This window comes from Polynucleobacter sp. AP-Reno-20A-A9, from assembly GCF_018882085.1.
Classification (GTDB): Bacteria; Pseudomonadota; Gammaproteobacteria; order Burkholderiales; family Burkholderiaceae; genus Polynucleobacter.
Map to the genome: position 1 here is coordinate 237621 of NZ_JACVPB010000002.1, position 22720 is coordinate 260340.

At 46.1% G+C, this 22720-nt stretch carries 21 protein-coding genes; 7 read left to right on the top strand and 14 right to left on the bottom strand.

Annotation, left to right across the window (positions count from 1 at the left end; translation table 11 throughout):
• Positions 1-73 precede the first annotated feature (73 nt).
• Entirely contained in the window at positions 74-535 is a 462-nt protein-coding gene (locus tag ICN39_RS02900) for a PhaM family polyhydroxyalkanoate granule multifunctional regulatory protein (protein WP_216232604.1), read from the top strand.
• Here ICN39_RS02900 and ICN39_RS02905 read toward each other — a convergent pair.
• Complete coding sequence (locus ICN39_RS02905) at positions 447-1532, bottom strand: MBL fold metallo-hydrolase (protein ID WP_216232605.1); 1086 nt, start codon at positions 1530-1532, stop codon at positions 447-449. The genes ICN39_RS02900 and ICN39_RS02905 overlap by 89 nt on opposite strands.
• 41 nt (positions 1533-1573) lie before the next feature.
• Here ICN39_RS02905 and ICN39_RS02910 point away from each other — a divergent pair, with 41 nt between their 5' ends.
• On the top strand, positions 1574-1750 hold the full coding sequence (locus ICN39_RS02910; protein WP_216232606.1) for a DUF1289 domain-containing protein: 177 nt from the start codon (positions 1574-1576) through the stop codon (positions 1748-1750).
• A gap of 20 nt (positions 1751-1770) precedes the next feature.
• Here ICN39_RS02910 and ICN39_RS02915 read toward each other — a convergent pair whose 3' ends face one another.
• Positions 1771-2754: an MDR family oxidoreductase gene (locus tag ICN39_RS02915; protein ID WP_216232607.1), complete on the bottom strand. Its 984-nt coding sequence runs from the start codon at positions 2752-2754 to the stop codon at positions 1771-1773.
• 87 nt (positions 2755-2841) lie between these two features.
• On the opposite strand from ICN39_RS02915, the gene ICN39_RS02920 reads away from it, so the two are divergent.
• The 3 genes from ICN39_RS02920 to ICN39_RS02930 are packed head-to-tail and all read left to right on the top strand — an operon-like array spanning position 2842 to position 4340.
• Positions 2842-3138 (top strand): hypothetical protein, encoded by a 297-nt coding sequence (locus ICN39_RS02920; RefSeq protein ID WP_216232608.1) that lies wholly within the window; start codon positions 2842-2844, stop codon positions 3136-3138.
• 10 nt (positions 3139-3148) lie between these two features.
• Positions 3149-3649 (top strand): flavin reductase family protein, encoded by a 501-nt coding sequence (locus tag ICN39_RS02925; protein ID WP_216232609.1) that lies wholly within the window; start codon positions 3149-3151, stop codon positions 3647-3649.
• Between the two features lie 28 nt (positions 3650-3677).
• Positions 3678-4340, top strand: coding sequence for a glutathione S-transferase family protein (locus ICN39_RS02930; RefSeq protein WP_216232610.1), 663 nt, complete (start codon positions 3678-3680; stop codon positions 4338-4340).
• 19 nt (positions 4341-4359) lie between these two features.
• On the opposite strand, the gene ICN39_RS02935 is transcribed toward ICN39_RS02930, so the two are convergent.
• From ICN39_RS02935 to ICN39_RS02970, 8 genes are all read right to left on the bottom strand, one after another.
• A complete protein-coding gene (locus tag ICN39_RS02935) occupies positions 4360-7395 on the bottom strand; it encodes an efflux RND transporter permease subunit (RefSeq protein WP_215321137.1) in 3036 nt (1011 codons plus the stop codon).
• Between the two features lie 7 nt (positions 7396-7402).
• Positions 7403-8542: an efflux RND transporter periplasmic adaptor subunit gene (locus ICN39_RS02940; protein ID WP_216120592.1), complete on the bottom strand. Its 1140-nt coding sequence runs from the start codon at positions 8540-8542 to the stop codon at positions 7403-7405.
• A 169-nt stretch (positions 8543-8711) separates the two neighbouring features.
• The gene (locus ICN39_RS02945) at positions 8712-10238 is read right to left on the bottom strand and encodes an efflux transporter outer membrane subunit (RefSeq protein ID WP_255532263.1); all 1527 of its coding nucleotides are present in this window, start codon (positions 10236-10238) and stop codon (positions 8712-8714) included.
• Positions 10239-10379: 141 nt separating this feature from the next.
• Entirely contained in the window at positions 10380-12212 is a 1833-nt protein-coding gene (gene glmS, locus ICN39_RS02950; RefSeq protein ID WP_216232611.1) for a glutamine--fructose-6-phosphate transaminase (isomerizing), read from the bottom strand.
• Positions 12212-13750: a bifunctional UDP-N-acetylglucosamine diphosphorylase/glucosamine-1-phosphate N-acetyltransferase GlmU gene (glmU, locus tag ICN39_RS02955; protein WP_216232612.1), complete on the bottom strand. Its 1539-nt coding sequence runs from the start codon at positions 13748-13750 to the stop codon at positions 12212-12214. Before glmU ends, glmS begins: the two co-directional genes overlap by 1 nt.
• Complete coding sequence (ttcA, locus tag ICN39_RS02960; protein ID WP_216232613.1) at positions 13747-14655, bottom strand: tRNA 2-thiocytidine(32) synthetase TtcA; 909 nt, start codon at positions 14653-14655, stop codon at positions 13747-13749. The genes glmU and ttcA overlap by 4 nt, the downstream gene beginning before the upstream one ends.
• 23 nt (positions 14656-14678) lie before the next feature.
• Positions 14679-15074, bottom strand: a complete 396-nt coding sequence (locus ICN39_RS02965) for a dihydroneopterin aldolase (RefSeq protein ID WP_216232614.1) — start codon at positions 15072-15074, stop codon at positions 14679-14681.
• A 24-nt stretch (positions 15075-15098) separates the two neighbouring features.
• The gene (locus ICN39_RS02970) at positions 15099-15917 is read right to left on the bottom strand and encodes an SDR family oxidoreductase (RefSeq protein WP_216232615.1); all 819 of its coding nucleotides are present in this window, start codon (positions 15915-15917) and stop codon (positions 15099-15101) included.
• Positions 15918-15942: 25 nt separating this feature from the next.
• Between ICN39_RS02970 and ICN39_RS02975 the strand changes: the two genes are divergently transcribed.
• Positions 15943-17130, top strand: coding sequence for a class I SAM-dependent methyltransferase (locus tag ICN39_RS02975; RefSeq protein ID WP_216232616.1), 1188 nt, complete (start codon positions 15943-15945; stop codon positions 17128-17130).
• A gap of 7 nt (positions 17131-17137) precedes the next feature.
• Here the strand turns inward: ICN39_RS02975 and ICN39_RS02980 are convergent, their stop codons facing one another.
• Genes ICN39_RS02980 through ICN39_RS02990 form a run of 3 tightly spaced genes read right to left on the bottom strand, consistent with a single transcriptional unit; the run spans position 17138 to position 21166 of the window.
• Positions 17138-18268: a polynucleotide adenylyltransferase gene (locus ICN39_RS02980; protein ID WP_216232617.1), complete on the bottom strand. Its 1131-nt coding sequence runs from the start codon at positions 18266-18268 to the stop codon at positions 17138-17140.
• Positions 18268-19176 carry a complex I NDUFA9 subunit family protein gene (locus ICN39_RS02985; RefSeq protein ID WP_216232618.1) on the bottom strand — a complete coding sequence of 303 codons (909 nt, stop codon included), beginning with the start codon at positions 19174-19176 and terminating at the stop codon, positions 18268-18270. The genes ICN39_RS02980 and ICN39_RS02985 overlap by 1 nt, the downstream gene beginning before the upstream one ends.
• A gap of 31 nt (positions 19177-19207) precedes the next feature.
• Positions 19208-21166, bottom strand: a complete 1959-nt coding sequence (locus ICN39_RS02990; protein WP_216232619.1) for a lytic transglycosylase domain-containing protein — start codon at positions 21164-21166, stop codon at positions 19208-19210.
• Between the two features lie 93 nt (positions 21167-21259).
• On the opposite strand from ICN39_RS02990, the gene ICN39_RS02995 reads away from it, so the two are divergent.
• Positions 21260-21877, top strand: coding sequence for a 5-formyltetrahydrofolate cyclo-ligase (locus tag ICN39_RS02995; protein ID WP_255532264.1), 618 nt, complete (start codon positions 21260-21262; stop codon positions 21875-21877).
• On the opposite strand, the gene metF is transcribed toward ICN39_RS02995, so the two are convergent.
• Positions 21866-22696, bottom strand: coding sequence for a methylenetetrahydrofolate reductase [NAD(P)H] (gene metF / locus ICN39_RS03000; RefSeq protein WP_216232621.1), 831 nt, complete (start codon positions 22694-22696; stop codon positions 21866-21868). The two genes, ICN39_RS02995 and metF, sit on opposite strands and share 12 nt — an antisense overlap.
• Positions 22697-22720: the final 24 nt, after the last annotated feature.

The window sequence follows — 22720 nt, forward strand, 5'->3', positions numbered from 1 at the left end:
TTTAAACCGGGATTAATCTCTAGAATCCCTTATTCTATTGGAAAAGCCACTTTTCATTTACCCCGGAGCCCTTATGTTTGGAACCATTCCAGAATTCAATCAAAGCCTAGAAATGTTTAAAACTATGTGGGGACAGGGTGCGGCAGGTCAGGCTGGACAGTTCCCCTTCACGGCAGATGCCTCTAAGGCTGCTGGCGGCTTTGCTTCGGCTTTTCCTGGCTTGGATGTGGATGAGCTCGAAAAGCGCATTAAGGACCTGAAAAGCGTTGAAAACTGGCTCAATTTGAACCTCAACATCCTCAAATCAACGATTCAGGGTCTTGAAGTTCAGCACGCCACCATGATGGCACTCAAATCCTTTGGTGATGCCGTATCTGCAGCTAGTTCAGCAGCCAGCTCAACAACAAGCGCTCCAAAAGAAGAATCTAAGACTAAAACAACTAGCGCTAAGCCACGGAAAACCGCAACACGCCGTCCTCGCAAAGCTGGCGATGCAACTTTCCTCGACGAAGTAGGTAATTCAGATGAGCAATAGCCTCACCCATCGCAAACGTGAGTTGATGAATATCTAATTCACGTTTAAACAAGACCGGCACAATCTCTCGAGCATGTGCCGGTTTTTTACATGCGGCCAAAGTATCCGCCAAGCGATCATCGTGATGTGCTTTGAGTTGTGCAACACGCGGCCTGATTCCAGTAAATGGCTTGCCATGAGAAGGAAGCACCAATGCATCTTCAGGCAACACCAAATACTTTTCGATAGAGTCGAGATATAAGCCTAGGGGATCCGCATCTGGGTCAGCATCATAAACACTCACATTAGTGGAGATACGGGGCAACAACATATCCCCGGAGATCAGCACTCCAAGCTCTTTACAAAACAGAGAAGCATGCTCAGGCGCATGCCCATAGCCCATGATGACTTGCCACGCACGACCACCAATCAAAATCAATTCACCATCAATAATGCGGCGATATTGACGTGGTACTCCAGGAACCATATTGCTATAGTAATTGGATCGTCCTCGAATTTTTTCTAAATCTTCGGAGCCTGTTAAGCCATGTCTTTGAAAGTGATCCGCAGAACCACCACTACCAGCACGTGAACCAACTGCAGCGCCACCTTCTTTACAACTTAACCATTGGGCAGTTAAATAATCTGTCATGGAAATCCACATGGAGACATTCCATTTTTCACAGAGCCATTGCGATAGACCCACGTGGTCAGGATGCATATGTGTCACTATCACGCGCAAGACTGGTAAGCCTTCAAGTTGAGTAGCAAACACCTGCTCCCAAGAGGCTCTTGTCTCATCATTAGCAATGCCACAGTCCACAATCGTCCAACCCAATACGCCGTCTATTTCATCGCGCAACAGCCAAAGATTGATGTGATCCAAAGCAAAGGGCAGGCGCATTCTGATCCAGCGCACACCTGGCGCAACCTCTATGCTGCTACCCACTTCCGGAAGAGCCTCTCCTAAGGGATAATGAACTGCAGCTTCAGCGCTTGCTTTGTTTTGAGTATTCATGGTTTAGTGTTATTGATTAATTTTTTACTTCTAGGTTTGCTTTGACAACAGTTCCATCGCCTTGCATTAATTGGTGTGACATTAACCCTGAAAATGGTTACTGTCGTGGCTGCTATCGTACCCTGACTGAAATTGCTGATTGGTCAGTTCTCACGAATCCTGAGAAGCTTGAGGTTTGGTCGCAACTTCCTAGTCGCAAACCTCAAGCACCACAGTAAAACAACTCTTTATTTCTTTTTTATTTATTGACGTCAACAATCAAACGTCCGCGCACATTTCCTGCCATTAACTCATGCGCATATTTAATGGAATCTTCAAGAGTAATTTCATGAGAGATTTCATCTAAGGTTTTCAGGTCCACTAACTGGCTCAATTGCTCATAAGCAGCAATACGTTTTGCACGTGGCACAGTCACGCTATTAATGCCGTACAAGGTAACGCCGCGCAAAATAAATGGCGCAACACTTGAAGGAAAATCCATGCCTTGAGCCAGCCCACAAGCGGCTACCGCACCATCGCTCTTGGTCTGTGCACATGCGTTGGCTAATGTATGACTTCCTACGCTATCAACTACTGCAGCCCAACGCTCCTTTGCTAATGGCTTACCTGGAGCAGATAGAGTTGCACGATCGATTACTTCGGCTGCACCCAATTTTTTCAGATAATCCGCTTCGGCCATGCGACCAGTGCTGGCGACAACAGTGAACCCGAGCTTACTCAGCAGTGTGATCGCAAAGCTACCAACACCGCCTGCGGCACCAGTCACCAAAACCTCACCATCACTTGGCTTAAGCCCATGCTTTTGCAGCGCCATAACGCAGAGCATGGCGGTATAGCCTGCAGTACCAATGGCTAACGCTTGTTTAGCAGTGAATCCCTTTGGCAGCGGAATCAACCAATCAGCCTTTACCCGAGCCTGCTGACCCAAGCCACCCCAATGCCCTTCGCCAACTCCCCAGCCGTTGAGAAGCACCATATCGCCAGCCTTAAAGTCGGGACTAGTGCTTTCCATCACTTCACCAGCAAAATCGATTCCTGGCACCATTGGAAAGCTTCGAACCACAGGGCCTTTGCCAGTGATAGCCAAGCCATCCTTGTAATTGAGGGTGGAATATAAAACCTTAATGCGAACATCGCCTTCTGGGAGACTGACCTCGTCCACTTGGGCTAATTCTGCGCGATACCCTTGATCATCCTTATTTACCAATATTGCTTTAAACATGTCTCTTCCTTTTAGAACGAGGTATTTCCCCGCAGCAATTGCTTAATAGGTTTATCCTAACGAGCATTGCTGATTATGGAGGTTTCCATGAAAAAAATTCTACTATTAACTACGATTTCTGGCTTGGTGCTATCGGGCTGCTATTCCACCCAAATTAATATGTCTATGGGCAATATGCGCCTGATCACCTCTAGCGCTGCACCGCAGGATGTCATGGATTTCGCCACCAAGACCTGTAAAGATGATTTCTATGAAGGCGCTAGCTTTCTATCCAAGGCAGGAAAAGAATATCGCTTCAAGTGTGTAAAAGCCGAAGAGAACGAAATTTTGAATCCTATTCCCGGCACAACACTTACCGCTACAGCAAAAGCTGAAGCTAAATAAGCAAAGACTAATGACCCCATTTACCTCACAAGAGCTGCGCAAAGGTTTCGCATCGTTTGCAACCGGGGTCACTGTTATCACCTGCCTCGATGAGGAAAACAATTCCCACGGCATTACGATTAGCTCTTTTAATACCGTCTCGCTCGAACCGCCACTCATTCTTTGGAGCTTAAAGAAGCATTCGCGCCTCATGCCCTGGGTTGAGCTCGGTAAGAAACATCTGATTCATGTTCTAGAACGCTCGCAAGAGAATTTAGCAATGCATTTCGCCACTGTTAAGACCGATCAATTCAAGGGAATTGATCACAAGTTAGCAGCTAGCGGACTAACGCAAATTGATCATTGCGTTGCCTATTACGAATGTGAAACTGTTTGTGTTCATATTGGCGGCGATCACAACATCATTGTTGCCAAAGTCATTAACCTAAAAAATGATCCCGAACGAGAGCCGCTCATTTTTGCGCGCAGTCAATTTGTTGGCCTCGATTTCACAGAAACTAAAGCCAGTTAATACCAATTCATCTTTGTAAGGAAACACCATGATGCGCTTATGGGGTCGTAAAAGTTCTATTAACGTTCAAAAAGTATTGTGGTGTTTTGCTGAGCTTGGATTAAAAGAAGGTAAAGACTTTGAGCGGATCGATGCAGGTCTTCAATTTGGAAAAAATAATACGCCGGAGTTTTTAAAGCTCAACCCAAATGGCTTAGTACCTACACTGGAAGATGGTGACGTGGTGCTTTGGGAATCCAACACCATCATGCGTTATTTAGCCCGCCAGCATGATCAGGCTGGGCGCTTTACTGCAGATATTAAGACTCAATACGAATCCGAGAAGTGGATGGATTGGCAATTAGGCACGATGTGGCCAGCGCTGCGCATTGCATTTCTTGGTCTCACTAGAACACTAGAGTCAGAACGTAAATACGACTCGATTCTCAAGGGATATCAAGAAACAAATCGGCTACTTGGATTGCTAGATCAAACCTTATCCAAGCAAAGCTATTGCGCAGGAAATCAATTTCAGATTGGGGATATTGTTCTAGCCCTTTGCGTCAGCCGCTGGATTCTTCTAAATCAGACCTTTCCACAACATACTGGCGAGCGTGCAGCCCTTAAGAATATTGACGCTTGGATGAAGCGCTTAGAGACAGAAACTTGCTTTAACGATATTGCTGAAAAAGAACTTAATATCGTTAAATAGTTTTCCTGCCTTTTATTTTTTACTGCTGCTTAAATTTCTTAGCGTGATGATCGGCACCAATAAATAAGTACATTGCAGGTACTACGAAGAGTGTAAACAGCGTACCAATTGATAGGCCAGTGAAAATCACGATGCCCATGGATTTACGTCCTGCGGCACCAGCCCCAGAAGCAATCACCAAAGGCAGTACCCCCAACACCATTGCGGCAGTCGTCATCAAGATAGGCCGCAAACGGACGCTACTCGCTTCAACGATGGCATCGAGCTTACTGCGCCCCGCCTCTTGAAGCTCATTCGCAAACTCCACAATCAAAATGCCGTGCTTACTAATCAAGCCCATCAGAGTGACTAGGCCAACCTGGGTATAGACATTTAAGGTAGTGAATCCCAAATTAATAAAAATCAAGGCGCCGAATAAGGCTAGGGGCACAGAAACCAAAATCACAATCGGATCACGGAAACTTTCAAACTGCGCCGCAAGCACCAAGAACACAATCAAGATCGCAAAAAACATAGTTACTAGGAACCCACCAGATTCAGCCATAAATTGGCGTGACGGGCCTGCATAGTCCATGGTGTAACCATTTGGCGCAACCTCTTTCAGAGTCTGACGCATGTACTCTAATAAATCTGCTTGTGAAATAAATGGAGTGCTTACACCCGAGATTGTTGCTGAATTCAATTGCTGGAAGTGATTGATAGACTGTGGCACAACTCTTTGCTTAATCGTTGCAATAGTGCGCGCCTGGACCATCGCACCACTTGGAGTGCGAATATAGTAATCCAATATTTGATCTGGATTTAGACGATCCACTTGCTTCACTTGCGGAATCACACGATAAGAGCGTCCAGCTACTGAGAAGTAATTCACATATCCACCACCTAAAGCAGCAGATAAAGCGGAGCCGACTTGTTGCTGAGTCATGCCTAAGGCAGCGACTTTTTCTCGATCAATCTCTAAAACATCTTGTGGCTTATCAATCTTGAGATCAGAATCCACGAAGAAGAAATTGCCACTGCGGCGTGCCTTATCAAGTACTGCTTGTGAGACTTCATTTAACGCCGCATAAGATTCTGTTGTATTAATAACAACCTGTACAGGCAAGCCTTGAGCGCCAGGTAAGGCCGGAAATTGGAAGGCAGCAACGCGTGCGCCTGCAATAGAGTTCCACTTTTGCTGCATATCTTCTTGGAACTTGGTTGCATTACGACTGCGCTCACCCCAGTCTTTAAGCAAGATACCACCAAAGCTCGAAGTTGGGCTGGTGATCTGGAAAGCCTGTTCGTATTCTGGTTCTGCAGCGGCAATTGCGTAGATTTGATCTGCATAAGTCTGCATTTGTGTAACTGTACTGTTAGGAGGTCCTGATGCTTGCATCAAAACAATGCCTTGGTCTTCGGTTGGTGCCAATTCAGCACGCGCAGTTGAGTACAAATAAGCTACACCGCCTAGCAAGATGACTCCCATCACGATGATGACCTGCCAAGTGCTTAGCAAATCACGCAAAGTGGTTTGATAGCTGTGATGTACCTTCTCAAAAATACGATCAATCTTTTGTACAAAAGGTGAAGCCTCTTGCTCTTCTGTAAAGATTCGAGAACACATCATCGGGGAAAGCGTCAAAGCAATCAATCCCGAAACCGCTACTGCACTAGCCAAAGTAAAGGCAAACTCAGTAAACAGTGCGCCAGTTAGGCCCCCCTGAAAGCCAATAGGGATATACACAGCAATCAGCACTACCGTCATTGCCAAAATAGGGCCCCCTAATTCGCGCGCAGCGATTAAAGACGCCTCCAGCGGAGACTTGCCTTCTTTCATGTGACGGTCAACGTTTTCCACCACGATGATGGCGTCGTCTACCACCAATCCAATTGCCAATACCAAAGCCAAGAGAGTAAGCAAGTTAATCGAATAGCCCAGCACTTGCATGAGGAAAAAAGTACCAATGAGCGATAAAGGCATTGCAATCACTGGAACAGCAACTGCACGAGCGCTACCCAAGAAGAGGTAGATCACCACAGTCACAATCACCAAGGCCTCTATTAAAGTAGAAACCACTTCATCAATGGAACTGGTAATAAATTTCGTTGAGTCATAAACAATCTTGCCCGTCATGCCAATGGGTAATTGCTTCTGAATATCCGGCACGACATCGCGAACCCTTTGCGCTACGTCCAATAGGTTGGCCTGCGGCGCAACTTTAATAGCAATAAACACTGATCTCTTACCGCTAAAGGCAACGTTCGTGTTGTAGTCCTCAGACCCCATGGTGACATTAGCCACCTGGTCTAAATACACAATATTCACGCCATCTTTTTTAATGACAAGCTTGCGAAACTCATCCAGAGTATGCAAGTCGGTGCCAGCAACTAAGTCAACCGAGACCATCTCGCCTTTGGTGCTTCCAACTGCAGACAAGTAATTGTTTGCTGACATGGCGTTATAAACATCATCGGCGCCCACACCAAGACCAGCCATCTTCTCTCGATCCAACCAGGCGCGTAAGGCGAATTTACGTCCTCCAGTGATCTCTGCGTTCTGAACTCCCTCAACAGAGTCCAGCTTTGGCTTTACAACTCGCAATAGATAGTCGGTAATAGCATTGTTGGGGATGTCATCGCTATAGAAACCCATATACATTGCAGCAGTAGATTGCCCTACCTGCACTGTCAAAATAGGTTGTTGCGCCTGCGGTGGCAACTGATTCTTTACAGCACTAATTTGAGTCTGTATCTGCGTTAATGCTGCGTTTGAGTCATAGTTCAGCTTGAGCGTTGCAGTAATGGTGGAGACCCCACTCACGCTGGCAGAAGATAAATAATCAATGCCCTGAGCCTGTGCTATAGATGCCTCAAGAGGCTGAGTAATAAAGCCTGCAATCGTTTCAGGATCGGCACCATAGTAGGCCGTAGTGATTGTCACAATCGCATTTTGCGTTTGTGGATATTGATTGACAGGCAAAGAACCAATTGCCTTCAAACCAAAAATCAGTACCAGGGCACTCACCACCATGGAGAGCACTGGCCTACGGATGAATATGTCAGTCCAATTCATCTGCTATTTATTCCTGCGGCTTTGGATCGGGTGAGTTTGCTGGCTGCACCTTGTTATTAATAATCAGCGGTGTGCCATTCTTGAGCTTCAGCTGGCCACTGGTGACAACCGTTGCGCCTTCATCAACGCCCTTCAAAATTGCAACTTGATCACCGCGAGTTAATCCAGTAGTTACAAATACCTGTTGGGCCTCAAGAGCTGGATTGCCTTGTTTATCTTTCTTGCCGGTAGGTTTAGCAATAAAGATGGTCGAGCCATACGGGTTGTAGGTAACTGCCGTCTGAGGCAGAGTCAAGTATTTCACTTGATCGCCCAGCTTGATATTCACGTTAGCAAACATGCCCGGCAAAATTTTCTTATCCGGATTAGCGAGCTGCGCTTCAACTTGAATATTACGTGTATTGGTATCGACCTTTGGACTAACAGCCGTAATCTTTCCTACAAAGCTCGCATCCTTAAATGCATCGGTAGTCACTTCAACTTCTTGCCCAACCTGAATGAGCTCGGCATTATTTTGCGGCAAGTTGAAATCCACAAAAATAGGATCCAAGGTTTGTAGTGTTAGCAACTTATCGCCAGGATTTACATACTGTCCTGGGTTAATAGAAACAATGCCCACACGACCACTAAATGGCGCTTTGAGATTTTTCTTGGCTACTAAAGCAGTTTGCTGCTCAACCTGAGCTTGTTTTGATTTGGAATCAGCGGCGCTCGTATCAAATACGTTCTTACTAATTGCCTGAATGGCCAACTGCTGTCTATCGCGCTCATTGATGACTTTTGCGAGATCAGACATTGCCTTTAAAGAGTTCAGCTGAGCTACATCAGATGCATCATTTAACTTAATGAGGAGTTCACCCTCTTTAACGTCTTGACCTGACTTAATCGGCACAGTCTGAACCAAGCCGCCAATCTCCGTGCTGAGCTCAACACCTCTAAATGCACGGACATTACCTACGCTGGTTAACTTGGGCTGCCATTCTGCATTAGCAATCACCATGGTAGATACCGTTGCAGGAGGCAATCCCATGCCCGCGATGAAATGCTTAATCATGAAAGTCTTGAATTGATTGAAAGCGAAGATCAAACCCAATAATAAAAATACGCCACAAAGCATGATGGTCATACGACGCTGCAAGGGCTCCATTGCCATGAGCTTTTCATGGGCCTTGGTACCACGCCATTTCTGACCCATGCGCGCCCAAAAGGCTTTTGCCTTTTCCCACAGAGCAATTACTCTCTCACGCAATTTCCATTCAATTGCTTTACGTTGTGTCCATACCCACAAGGCAAGAACCAAGGCAACGAGCTTGTTCTTAATTTGTTCCAGAAGTTTCATTTTGATCTTTGTTCGCTATGTCTTTTGGTTTAAAAGCAGGGCCTTCACGATTCCACCAGCCGCCGCCTAATGCTGCAAATAAAGCTGCCGTATCTGAGAAGCGAGTTGCTTGTGCTGCAACAGATTTCACTTTTGCTTGCTGATACTGATTTTGGTAATAGAGCACTGCTAAATAACTAGCTGTACCGAGTTTGTACTGTTGCTGCACTAAGTCCAGAGTTTCATAGGCATAACGCTCTGCGTCCGATGCTGCTTTGAGTGCTTGCGCACCAGTCTCTAGTGCGCGTAATGCATTGGCTACTTCTTGGAATGCGTTTAAGACGGTTGCCTGATATTGAAATGCAGCTTGCTCATAGTTGGCAATGGCTCCACGACGTTGCGCCAACAGCTGACCACCCTGAAACAGTGGCTGCAAGATACCGCCACCAAGGGACCATAATGCAGAGTTCGGTCCAAATAGCCCGTTAGATGTCAGTGCGGCTGCACCAATAGATCCCGTGATATTAAATTGTGGCAATAAGTTCGCCGTTGCAACACCAACGAAAGCATTTTGAGCTTTTAACTGGGCTTCAGCCGCCCGAACATCAGGACGTTGCCGCACCAGGCTGGAAGGCACCGATAGAGGCAGCTTCTCTGGCAAATGCAAATTGGCCAAATCAAACTTTGCAATATTAGCGTTGCTCGGAATCTCTCCCACTAGCACTGCTAATTGATTGCGAGCAAATGCGAGGTTTCTTTCGTAGTTAAAGAGATCGACTTGAGAATTCGATACTAAAGTTCGCTGTGAAGTGACATCCACCCTTGAAACCGTACCAATGATTAATTGCTTTTCAGTGACTTCAGCAAGATTCGTTTGGGCTTTCAGAATTTCTTCTGTGGCTTGCATCTGCGCACGCAGTGCGGCCTCTTTAACAGCGCTCGTCACTACGTTAGCTGTTAACGAAAGATAAGCACCCTCTAATTGAAACTGTGCAACCTCTGCTTGCGCGCGCGCACCTTCAACCGCTCTACGAGCCCCACCAAACACATCCAACTTATAAGTCACATTAACTGTGGCGTTGTAGAGGTTATAAGTGTCAGAGCCGTAGTTCATGCCATAGACGGCTGAGGGCTGTTTCTGTCTTATGGCATTTGCACCCACACCAATTGCTGGAAAGTACTGGCCACCAATCTGTGCGTTGACATTTTCTTGGGCAGCACGCAATGCTGCATCAGCTGCACCTAAATTTGGATTCTGCTCGAGCGCTCTTTTGATAAGGGCATCAAGCTCAGGAGATTTATACAGCTCCCACCATTGCGCTTCTATATCTGCGCCTTCAACAAACTCTTGGCCTGTACCGCCTGGAACACCAGGCGCAGTGGTGAGCGTCTTCGTTAATGGGGTTTCTGTATATGAAGAGGTCTTGGGCGCCTCAGGCTGCTTAAAGTCTGGCCCAACTGCGCACGCAGAGAGAACTAACGCACAAATTAGCGGAAGCAATTTCAAACCTGAAAGACGGGGCATCGACAGAAACATGGGTTGCAACAAATATCCTCTTTTACAAGAGTTATTTGACCACAGAAATGCAATCAGGACTTCGTAAAGCCCTGATTTATCTACTGAATTTTGTCCACAACTTTAGGCGAATGTCAAACGGGCGAAAAATTATTCAACCGTAACGCTCTTTGCTAGATTTCTGGGTTTATCAACATCAGTGCCGCGTGCGCAGGCTGTGTGATAAGCCAATAGCTGCAGGGGAACTACATGCAGTATTGGTGAGAGGTTACCGTAGTGCTCAGGCAGCTTTATGACATTAATGCCTTCACTACTTGAGATATGAGTATCTTGATCAGCAAAAACATATAGCTTGCCACCACGCGCTTTGACTTCCTGCATATTGGATTTAAGCTTTTCTAATAAGACATCATTAGGTGCAACGGTAACCACGGGCATCTTGTCTGTAACTAAAGCAAGCGGCCCATGCTTTAACTCGCCTGCTGGATAAGCTTCGGCATGAATATAAGAAATTTCTTTGAGCTTTAGTGCGCCCTCAAGTGCAATTGGGTAGTGCATTCCACGGCCAAGGAATAGCGCATTTTCACACTTAGAAAAAGCATCGCTCCAGGCAATGATTTGTGGCTCAAGGGCTAGAACCGCATGAAGCGCTTTCGGTAAGTGGCGCAAGTCACGAAGCAATTCTTTTTCTTTTTCAGCAGAAATTTTGCCATCGCGCTTAGCAATCGAAACCGCCAAGAGATAGAGCGCCAATAGCTGTGTAGTAAATGCCTTTGTTGAAGCAACACCAATTTCAGCGCCAGCCTTAGTCAAGAAATGCCAATCAGTTTCACGAACCATGGCGCTACTGGCTACATTGCAGATAGCCAAGGTATACCGATGGCCCAAGCTCTTTGCGTGTCGCAATGCCGCCAAGGTATCTGCTGTCTCACCAGACTGTGAAACCACCACAATGAGTGTTTTTGGATTAGGTACGGTGGTGCGATAGCGGTACTCACTCGCAATCTCTACTTGAGTCGGAATGCCCGCAATATCTTCTAACCAATATTTAGCGACGCATGCTGAGTAGTAACTGGTACCGCAAGCCAAGATCAAAATCTGCTCAAAAGCTTTCCAATCTTCTGGCTTAGCTTCAAATAGCTCAGGACCAAAGTCAGTGATATTGGCAAGCGTGTCGCCAATTGCCCTAGGCTGCTCAAAGATTTCTTTTTGCATGTAATGCTGATAAGGGCCAAGATCAACTGAGTCAGCTTGCGCAGGCATAGGCTTCAACTCTCTTTGGGCAGGCTGGCCTGCTTGGTCAATTACCTCTACGCCATCCGCCTTGAGAACAGCAACATCGCCCTCTTCCAAATACATCATGGAATGAGCGCGTCCTGCCAATGCCAAAGCATCAGAAGCCAAGAAGTGCTCATGATCGCCAATAGCAACTACTAGAGGAGATCCAGCACGAGCGCCTACTAAAGTGCTTGGATTATCTTGTGCGATTACACCAATAGCGTATGCACCATGTAACTGAGGAAGCACCGCTCTTACTGATGCCGCAATATCTTTTTGTCCACTAGCAACATATTGCTGGTGAATTAAATGGGCGATCACTTCAGTATCTGTTTCAGAGGTAAATACATATCCAGCCGCTTTTAGATCAGCGCGTAGAACTTCATAGTTCTCAATAATGCCGTTATGTACGACTGCAATTAAATCGTTTGAAGTATGTGGGTGTGCATTTTGGGTATCTGGCTTGCCGTGGGTAGCCCAACGTGTGTGCGCAATACCCAAGGAGCCAAAGAAATCTTTACCTTGCTCGCCCAATTCAGAAACACGCGCAGTAGTTCGAGCTCTTTCGATGGGGTGCTTAGCATCCTCACCATTGATTACTGCAAAGCCACAAGAGTCATAGCCACGGTACTCTAGGCGACGTAAACCTTCAACTAAAACATCAACAATATTTTTATGGGAGGCCGCGCCAACAATACCGCACATTATTTTTTACCCTTTGCAGTTTTCTTAACCGTCTTCTTGACGGCCTTCTTCACAGCCGTCTTTGCTGCTGCTTTTTTGGGGATTACTTTCTTGGCAGCAACTTTTTTAACTGCCGCTTTTTTCACCGGTTTCTTTTCTTGCTTGACAGGACGCTGCCACTGCAAAGAAATTTGTTTTGCTCGGGATACAGTCAGTTGATTGGCAGGGGCATCTTTAGTCAGGGTTGTACCAGCGCCCAATGTGGCGCCACGGCCAACACGCACAGGCGCAACCAACTGAGTATCTGAGCCAATGAAGACATCATCCTCAATAATGGTCTGGTGTTTGTTAACACCATCGTAGTTACAAGTAATGGTGCCGGCACCAATATTGACTCGTGAACCAACAATAGAGTCGCCAACATAAGCCAAATGATTTGCTTTGCTATTAGCGGCAATTTTGCTGTTCTTCACTTCTACGAAATTACCAATATGCACATCATTTGATAAATCTGCGCCAGGACGCAAACGAGCATAAGGGCCAATTAATGATTGATTGCCTACTTTTGCGCCGTCCACATGGCTATATGCATGAATAGCTACACCCTTACCGATCACGCTATTGCGAATGACGCAATATGGCCCAACCTTCGTACCAGCATCTAGAGTGACACAACCTTCGAATACACAACCCACATCAATAGATACATCAGTACCGCACTCTAAGGTACCGCGTACATCGATACGTGCAGGATCAGCAAGCGATACTCCCGCATCCATTAATTGATTGGCAATATTGAGTTGATGCACACGCTCTAATGCAGCGAGTTGATCGCGACTATTAACACCAACCGTCTCGAACTCATCATCAGCTTGTGTTGTGCGAATCGGCACACCATCCTTAACAGCCATAGCAATTACGTCAGTCAAGTAATACTCACCTTGTGCATTGCTGGCACGCAAAGATTTGAGCCATTTCTTTAACGAGTTTGTTGGCAATACCATGATGCCGGTATTAATTTCTTGAATTGCTTTTTGTGCAGGCGTCGCATCCTTCTCTTCGACGATCTCTTTCACAGAACCATATGCATCACGAACAATCCGGCCGTATCCAGTTGGATTGGCAAGGTTTTGCGTGAGGAGCGCAAGTGCACTGTCTTGACCACGAACACCATCAGCTAACTTCGCTAATTTAGCCAGCGTCTTTTTTGTAGTGAGCGGAACATCGCCATATAAAACTAAAGTTTGCTCTTGAACATCTAATTTAGGCAAGGCTTGCAATAGCGCGTGACCCGTTCCTTTTTGTTCGGCCTGCAGTGCAGTGGTTACTTTGCCAAAGCTTGGTTCTTCCTTGCTAGCATCTACTAAGAATGTTTTTACGTCTGCTGCGCCATGACCAACCACTACAACGGGTCCAGATTTAGCCTTCTTGTCTTGTAGTGAAAGCGCGGTATTGAGAACGTGCTGGAGCAGGGGTTTACCTGCGAGCGTTTGCAATACCTTGGGGAGGGCGGATTTCATCCGCTTTCCTTGCCCAGCAGCCAAAATGACGATATTCATAAAGGGGGATTATAAATCCCCTGAATCATGGTTCCACAGGCTAATTCATCCAATTCAGCCTCGTCAATTGCCCTGTCGCCAGAAGATCTAGCGGCAATACCCGCTAACTCAGTGGAAATCTCCAGGTTTTTGAAATCAAAGGCTTCGCCGTCCATCAAATGGGATGGAACGATGTGATGCATGGAACGGAATAAGTTTTCCACTCGGCCCGGATGCTTTTTTTCCCAATCGCGCAGCATTTCTTTCATGACCTGACGCTGCAAATTGGGCTGACTTCCGCATAAATCGCACGGAATAATCGGGAAGTTCATATCTGCCGCATAACGTTCAAGCAATTTCTCGGGAACATAAGCCAGGGGGCGAATCACAATATGTTTGCCATCATCTGAGCGCAACTTCGGCGGCATACCTTTAAGCTTACCCGCATAAAACATGTTGAGCATCAAGGTTTCTAGGATGTCATCACGGTGATGACCTAAAGCAATTTTCGTTGCACCCAACTCATCTGCAACACGATACAAAATTCCACGACGCAAGCGCGAGCACAACCCACAAGTCGTTTTACCCTCAGGGATCACACGCTTCACAATGCTGTAAGTATCCTGCTCTTCGATGTGATACTGAACACCTAAACCCTTCAAATAATTAGGCAGTATTTCTGCAGGGAAATTAGGTTGTTTCTGATCCAAGTTCACAGCAATAATTTCAAAATGAATTGGCGCACGCTCACGCAGCTTCATCAGAATATCGAGCATGGCGTAACTATCTTTACCGCCCGATACACACACCATCACTTTGTCGCCGTCTTCAATCATGCCAAAATCACCAATGGCCTGACCTACCAAGCGGCAGAGTTTTTTCTCTAGCTTGTTTTCTTCGAAGACAACTTTACGAATATCGCCCATAAGAGTTCTTTTCTAAATTCCGCTTAAGAAGTCTTGATACGAAATACTTCAACGCCCACCGAGTGGCAATCTGGATAGACATCTGGCTTAGCCGTACTTACACGCGCAGCCAACACCTTTGAATGAAGCAACATGGCAGTCACGATGTCATCGCAGAAGGTTTCCTGCAAGTGAATATGGCCCTGAGAGGCCCTAGCCTTAATGGTCTCACGCATGAAATCATAATCAACAACCTCATCCAACTGATCTTGGCTTGGCGTATTCATCGCCAAGGGAATGTACAAATCCACATTCAAGATGACGCGTTGCTCTGCTTTTTTCTCAAAGTCATGAACGCCGATATTGATATAGATCTCATAGTCGCGAAGAAATAAACGGCGACAGTCAACAAGAGCAGGATGAGAAAGAATAGCGTGCATGTATATTTGCTTTTTTAAAAATACTTAATTAGTTTTGAACATCACATCACGTGATGATGGCAACAAATGTTGCCCACCGTCCACATATAAAGTGGTTCCGGTGATAGCGCTAGAGTTAGCCAGAAATACCGCTGTCATTGCTATATCTGCTGGCGTTGAGGATCTTCCTAGCGGTGTCATTTGATGCGCCTTAGAAAAGCCATCAATCGTTTGCTCGCCTGAAGGCAAAGAGATCCCGGGCGCCAATCCAACTACTCGCAGATGCGGCGCAAAATCCATGGCCAATAATTCAACTGAAGAAAGTAACGCCGCCTTAGATAATGTGTAAGACAAATAATCTGGATTAGGATTAATTAACTTTTGATCTAGCAATTGAATTACTGCTGGAATCGCTGAGATCGCATCGGATTTATTTGGCTTACTTTTTTGAAACTCAAACATGAGTTGAGACAACAAAATAGGCGCAGTTAAATTGATCTGCATGTGGTCTTGCAAACTTTTCCCACTTAATGGGGTGCTGGAATTTGCGCGGTCATATTCAAAGATAGACGCGCTATTTACTAAGCAGGCCAAATTAGGGAATGCATTGCTGGCAGCCAAGAAAAGATCTTTAGTGGCAGCCTCATCAGCCAAGTCCGCTTGGAAAGCTTGGGCTTTCACACCCATCATTTCGATTTCTCTGATGGTTTCTTGGGCCTCCTGCTCAGATCGCCCATAATGAACGGCAACATCCCAGCCCTGACGGGCAAACTGCAAGGCAATTTCTCGACCCAGACGCTTTGCGGCGCCAGTCACTAAAACTGCTTTTCCTTGCTGGGGTGGGGGCGTTGAACTAGGGTTCAATTAAATTCTCTTAGACTAGCGAGCTATGGATATTACCTTGACCAGCCTTGAAACGGAGCATAGTGCGCTTCTAAAGGCCAAAATAGCCTCTCAAATCGCCTTAAAGGGCGGCTGGCTGCCATTCTCTCGCTATATGGAGATGGCCTTGTATGAGCCCGGAATGGGCTATTACAGCGCCGGCGCTCACAAACTTGGGGCTGGCGGTGACTTCACTACCGCCCCAGAATTAAGCCCCCTATTTGGCGCAGCCATTTGCTCTACTCTCTTGCCAGTGCTTGAGGGGCTCCAGGCAAAAGGTTTTCCCACTCAAATCTTAGAGTTTGGCGCTGGGACGGGCAAGCTCGCCACTTCAATACTCAGCCGCCTCAATGATCTCGACTTTCATTTGGATCGCTATGACATCATCGAAATTTCACCCGACCTAGCGCAGCGACAACAAGAAAGAATTGGAAATACCGTCGGGCAACTCAGCCTCCATACGCAATGCAACTGGTTAACGGGGCTTCCTGAAAATTTCAAAGGCATCATTCTGGCTAATGAAGTGATTGATGCCATTCCCTGCGATACCATCATTTATCAAAATGGATTTTGGCATTGGTATGGCGTTGTATTTGAAAGCGACAAGCTCGTTTGGAAGGCAGGTTTGCCGGTGGAGCAAAAATTGCTTCCCGAAAGCCTTCTCAGTGGTAATTTCTCAGAAGGTTATGTCACTGAACTGCACACGCAAGCAAATGCCTGGATGCAACAAGTTGCTAAGCACTTGGAAACTGGATTGTTCCTTACCTTTGACTATGGATTTCCCGAGAGCGAGTACTACCACCCGCAAAGACTTGAGGGCACCCTCATGGCCCATCATCGCCATCATGCAATTCAAGATCCATTTCATCTGCCCGGTCTTTGCGACCTAACAACGCACGTTGAATGGTCGCAAATTGCTCGCAGTGCATTAGCTGAAAATGTAGACGATGTATATCTTACGAACCAGGCCGCTTATCTGCTTGATGCTGGCATTGGTGACATTGCTTTAGAAATTGGCGACCCAAGTAATCCAGAAACATTTCTACCGATATCCAACTCTTTACAAAAGTTATTGTCTGAAGCGGAGATGGGTGAACTCTTTAAGGCCTTTGCATTCTCTAAGAAATTAGAAAGCCTACTACCGGGATATGTACTTGAGGATCTGCCAGGTCTGCGCGGCAGAAATAGACTATAGAAGTTTTTTAAGCCACTAGAGCAGTAGTAATTGTAGACAACCGGGCAGACTCAAATGCACTGCCAATGCGCTCACCATTGGATCGATCTTCTGCAGCAAGGCCAGCAATAATTTCAGCAGTATTGATAGTCTGAGCGGTGCGCATTGCATTAATCAATGGCAATACGGGCATTTCCAATTTTTCCGCAAGATTTAAAAGCGCTTGCGCTCTCTCTGGCTTACGCCAAACATCTGCGCGGTTGAACCAAGCCAAAACATCTACCGCCTGATATGCGGTATCGGGATATTTCTTGATCAAGATCCTCAGGTCACTGAATATCTCACTGAAATCTCGCACATCAATTGGCATGCGTACGCATTCGGCCCATGAACGAATTTCACTAGAAGGCAAATTCATCAAGGTAATTGCACAGCGCTCTTCAATACTATTTCCAGCTAAGGAAAAGTAAGCTATGAGCTCTTCACGAAATGACTCCTCAGACAGCTGGGCAGTCAATGTAGGCGCCAATATCGTTTTGGCTGCGCCAGCATCCAATAAGACTTGAAACAAGCGCATCGGCTTAGAAGCAACTAAGCCCCTGGCTAACTCCTGCCAAATACGCTCTGCCGATAAAGTATTTAGCTCACCCGATAGAGTGATTGCCCTTAAAGCGCCGAGTGTTTCATCGGCAACACTAAATTCAGGGAAACGCGCAGCAAAGCGAGCAATACGTAAGAGACGCAATGGATCCTCTGCAAATGCATCCGAGACATGACGAAATACTTTGGCAGCTAAATCATCTTGACCGTTATAAGGATCAATAATCTGCCCAAATTGCCTTCCATTAGCATCCACTTCTTGCGCCATCGCATTGATTGTTAAATCACGACGCTCTAAGTCTTGCTCCAGAGTAACGGAAGGATCAGCGTAAAAATGAAAACCTTTATAGCCTTTACCGGTCTTGCGCTCAGTACGCGCAAGCGCATATTCATCCTGCGTCTCTGGATGTAAAAACACCGGAAAATCTTTACCAACTGGACGAAAGCCTTTGGCAATCATCTCCTCTACGCTGGAGCCCACCACAACATAATCAATATCATGCACAGGTAAACCCATGAGGGTGTCCCTGATGGCTCCGCCTACTGCGTAGATTTTCATTACTGCATGCCCTCAAGGCTGCGACGACTGATTTTGAAAACCTCTGTCAATGCATCAACACCATTTACTAGCAAGGTATTAGGCAATTGCATAGAAGCAATGTTGTCACGCGACATCAATGTCGGGCCTGGTAAAAATTCAAATGCCAATGCTTGTAGATAGCCCACAAAGGCTGGTACAGGAATGATGAGGCATGAGGTTTTAGCCCTACGCGCCGCAAACTCAACAATCTCTTTCATAGTGTAAACAGCTGGACCGACTAAGTCATAGGACTGATGAATCGTTTGAGGCATTGATAAGGATTTAACAAATGCACTTGCAACATCATCTACGCTCACCGGCTGAAACTGCGCCTCGGAATTCGCTAAAGGCATGGCTGGAAATAACTTAGTCAATTTCGAAAACAAATTAATAAACTGATCTTGGGCACCAAAGATGACTGAAGGCCTAAAGATGGTCCAATTCAAATCGCTGGCCTTCACTGCAGCCTCACCATCACCCTTGCTACGCTGATACATCGATGGGCCATGAGAGTCAGCGCCCAATGCACTCATATGTAAATAACGCCTTAATCCATGCAACTGCATTGCCGTAATAATGTTTTTCGGAAGCTCCACATGGGCAGCCTTAAATACTTTTCCATAAGGTTTGGCAGGCTTATCGTGTAGCGCGCCGACCAAATTGATCACAGCGCCATTCGGCTTAATGCGCCCACAGAGGCTCTGCAGCTCATCAAACTCATGAACATCAGCCTCTTCGACATGTACCTTGGGCAACATGCGCAATTCGCGTGCAGCACCCAAATGGCCAGTTGGGACCAATACGGAGTAACCCGCTAACTGAAGTTGCGCAGCAATCACTCGGCCCACAAATCCATTGCCCCCGATTAGAAGGATGTCATATTTCATAAGAAGCTTTCTTTACCAAGGAATGAATCATTTAAGGAAGCTCAGATTGAGTTGCAGCCTTAGGTGTAATTACACCTAAGCGTTGTTTTAAAGATTGTGGCTGACCATTTATCACCGACGAATAGTAATTCGCATTGGAAAGCACATTCTTCACATAAACACGCGTCTCTGTAAACGGAATAGTTTCAGCAAAAATAGCGCCCTCTGTTGGGCCAGATAATTTTTCCCGCCAAGCCTTTGAGCGTGAAGGGCCTGCGTTATAGGCTGCAGAAGCCAAAACCCATGATCCATCTAGATCGATCAAAACCATATTTAGATAATTACTGCCTAAAGTTAAATTGGTATTCGTATCACTCAATTTGTCATTGGTGTAATTCGCCATTCCGATCTTTTTTGCAACGTACTTTGCAGTATTCGGCATCACCTGCATTAATCCAGAAGCCCCCACAGAAGAGGCTGCGTTCATAATGAAGCGTGACTCTTGACGAATTAAGCCGTAAGCCCAAGCAAGATTGAGATCTATTTGACGCGCAATTGGAGATAGCTCTTCTTTATATGGAGTTGGGTAACGCAAGCTAAAGTCGTGTTCCTGCTTTGTACGATCGGCAGTGTTGACGACGCGGTCGTATAAATTGATTCGCTTTGCATACTCCGCAGCCGCCAACAATTGCTTGTCAGTCATATTGCGTAATTCCCAATTCCACTCACGATTACCTTCAAAGCGAAGATTCATGGCATATAAGCGTTCGCCACGAATAAAGCCCTTGCGGCTAGCCATCGCATCAATCTCCTGCTCGGTCACTTTCGTTTTAGAAGGCGCATTATTTGATTTACCTAATTCTTCGCGCGCAAGCTGGCCATAAAAGTTATATTGATCAGCAATCATTTCAAAACTGTCTTTAGCTTTTAAATCTTGACCTTCAGCCTTGAGCGCACGACCATACCAATAAGTCCACGCAGGATCTTTAGCGCGCACCGCCGGGTTCATGCCATCAATCGCATTTTTAACTAAGATCCAATCTTTAGCGCGCAAGCCTGCGCGCACTTTCCATTCTTGTGATTCGACTGAAAGAAGTTCGTTATAGCCTAGCTCTTGTTGCAAGCGGTAGGCATCATCTGCATTGGAGTCTAATTTCTTGGCTAAAAATTGTCCGATCACACCCCAAGCAACGGCTTGGTTTTCTTTGCTATAGCGTGAAGCATTTTGAGAAAAGTCACGGTAGGCCTTTGCTGGGTCAGCCTTTACAGCTTTAACAATATCCGCAATTGGGTCTTCACCACCAAGACGTCGTGCCATGGTGTCGAAGCCTCTCTCGCTCGCCGCACGCCCAATAGCTTTGGCCTCACTTGGAGACATACCACCTGCGGCAACTAAAGACGGAACTAATTCTTGGCATGCTTGTCCAAAATAACTTGGATCAAGCAACACTGCTCGAGAATCAATCGCTAATTTAGTTGGGTTCTCGCCTTGAGATAATTTAGACAATAAGGAATAGCACTTCACTTGTGTATCGTCATCCAATACAAACTTAGCGTACTCCAAATCAAAACGCGCCCAGTCCTTACGCTTACCCAATACCAATAACCAATCATTACGCATACGGTCAGCCAATGCTGTGCCTTGATATTGATTTAAGAATGCAACTACTTGGGCATCTGCACCATAGTCATTGCGCGCCCCACCAGCACCATCAAATAATTGCGGCTTAATGCGAAAGTAGGTTACATAGTCATCAAATGGGTAATTGACTAAATTAGATGAAAGTTGCTGAGTACGAAATACATCATTCTTTTTTGCAGCTTCGCGCAAATCAATGAACATCCGATCGGTATCCGTAATTTCCGCAGGGGCTGCCTTGCTTTCATAAGACTTGGGTAGACTTGGCTTCTTCAGCTTTTCGGCATAGGAATTAGACACACCTAGCACTAGGCCCAAAACCAGGATTTTGGCCCATTGGGGGAATCTGCTGTTAAATGTGACAAACTTCATTCTTACGATCCAACCCTATCTCTATTTGCAAGGCCAGAGGCCTTGCAGTACTTGATTACTATATCCTTTAATTTTCGCCTGATAATGGTCGATATGCACGGTAATTCACCAAAAACTCTTCGCCAAGATTTATTAAAACAACGCAAAGAATTTGCTTCTGGGAATGGCTATGCATCTACAAAAACCAGTTTGATTGGAGGTCTCAATCATTTTTTGGCTAATGAAGGCCAAACCATTCGCTCAATTGCCCTTTATTGGCCCATTCAGGATGAGATTGATTTACGCCCAACTTTATTAAGCTGGGCGGAGGATGACGCTCATCGTCGCTTATCGCTGCCCTATGCTCGGCTCGATAAGCACCTTGATTTTTTCGAGTGGCAAGCAGGGGATGCATTAATTCCGAGCGCGCATGGTGTTCCTGAGCCCAATCCAGAAAACGCTACTAGACCTCAACTCACTCCTGATTGCATCCTCATTCCCTGTGTAGGCTGGTCTAGCTCTGTTGTGAGTGGTAAAGCACACTACTGGCGACTTGGTTACGGCGGCGGGTATTTTGACCGAACTCTAGCGCAGCTGCGAAAAGACAATCCAACCCTCATTTGTATGGGGATTGGATTTGATTGGCAAAAATTAGATGATTCTCAATGGGCCGCTCAAACACATGACGAGCCCTTGGATATGCTGTTAACCGAGTCAGGCTTACTTCGTTAAGTCTAAGTTGTCTGCAATAGCCAAAACCGCATCAGCTTGGTTCAGCGAATAGAAATGGATTCCAGGTGCGCCAGCAGTTAACAATTGATCACACAAGTCGGTCACTACTTCTTCACCAAATGCACGAATAGACGCGATGTCATCACCGTAGGATTGAAGACGTAAACGAATCCAACGCGGTATCTCGGCACCACAGGCATCAGAGAAGCGGAGCAATTGGCTGCTATTGGTAATCGGCATAATGCCGGCAATGATCGGCTGTGTAACACCTAATTCATAAGCCTCGTCTACGAAGCGGAAGTAAGCATCGCTGTTGTAAAAATACTGAGTGACGGCAGAGTTTGCGCCCGCCTTCATTTTTTGCACAAAGAAATCGATATCACTAGCAGGTGATTTTGCCTGTGGATGCGTTTCTGGATAAGCAGCTACATCGATATGAAACCAATCGCCTGTTTCTGCACGAATAAATTCCACCAATTCATTAGCATGATGAAACTCGCCATACTGGCCCATGCCAGAGGGCAAGTCACCGCGCAAAGCCACAATGCGCTTCACACCTAAAGCTTGATATTGCTTGAGCATCTCGAGCACGCTTTCACGTGAGCTACCAACACAAGATAAGTGGGGAGCAACTGCTGCACCAGCAGCATGAATATCGCTCACCACTTTTAATGTGCCAGACTGAGTAGAGCCACCGGCACCAAAGGTCACGGAATAAAAAGCGGGCTTGAGCGTTTCAGAAAAACGCTCGCGCACCAGATGCAACTTACTCTCACCTTCAGGTGTTTTTGGAGGAAAGAATTCGACGCTTAATTCCATGATTTTGGGCCTAGATATCTATTG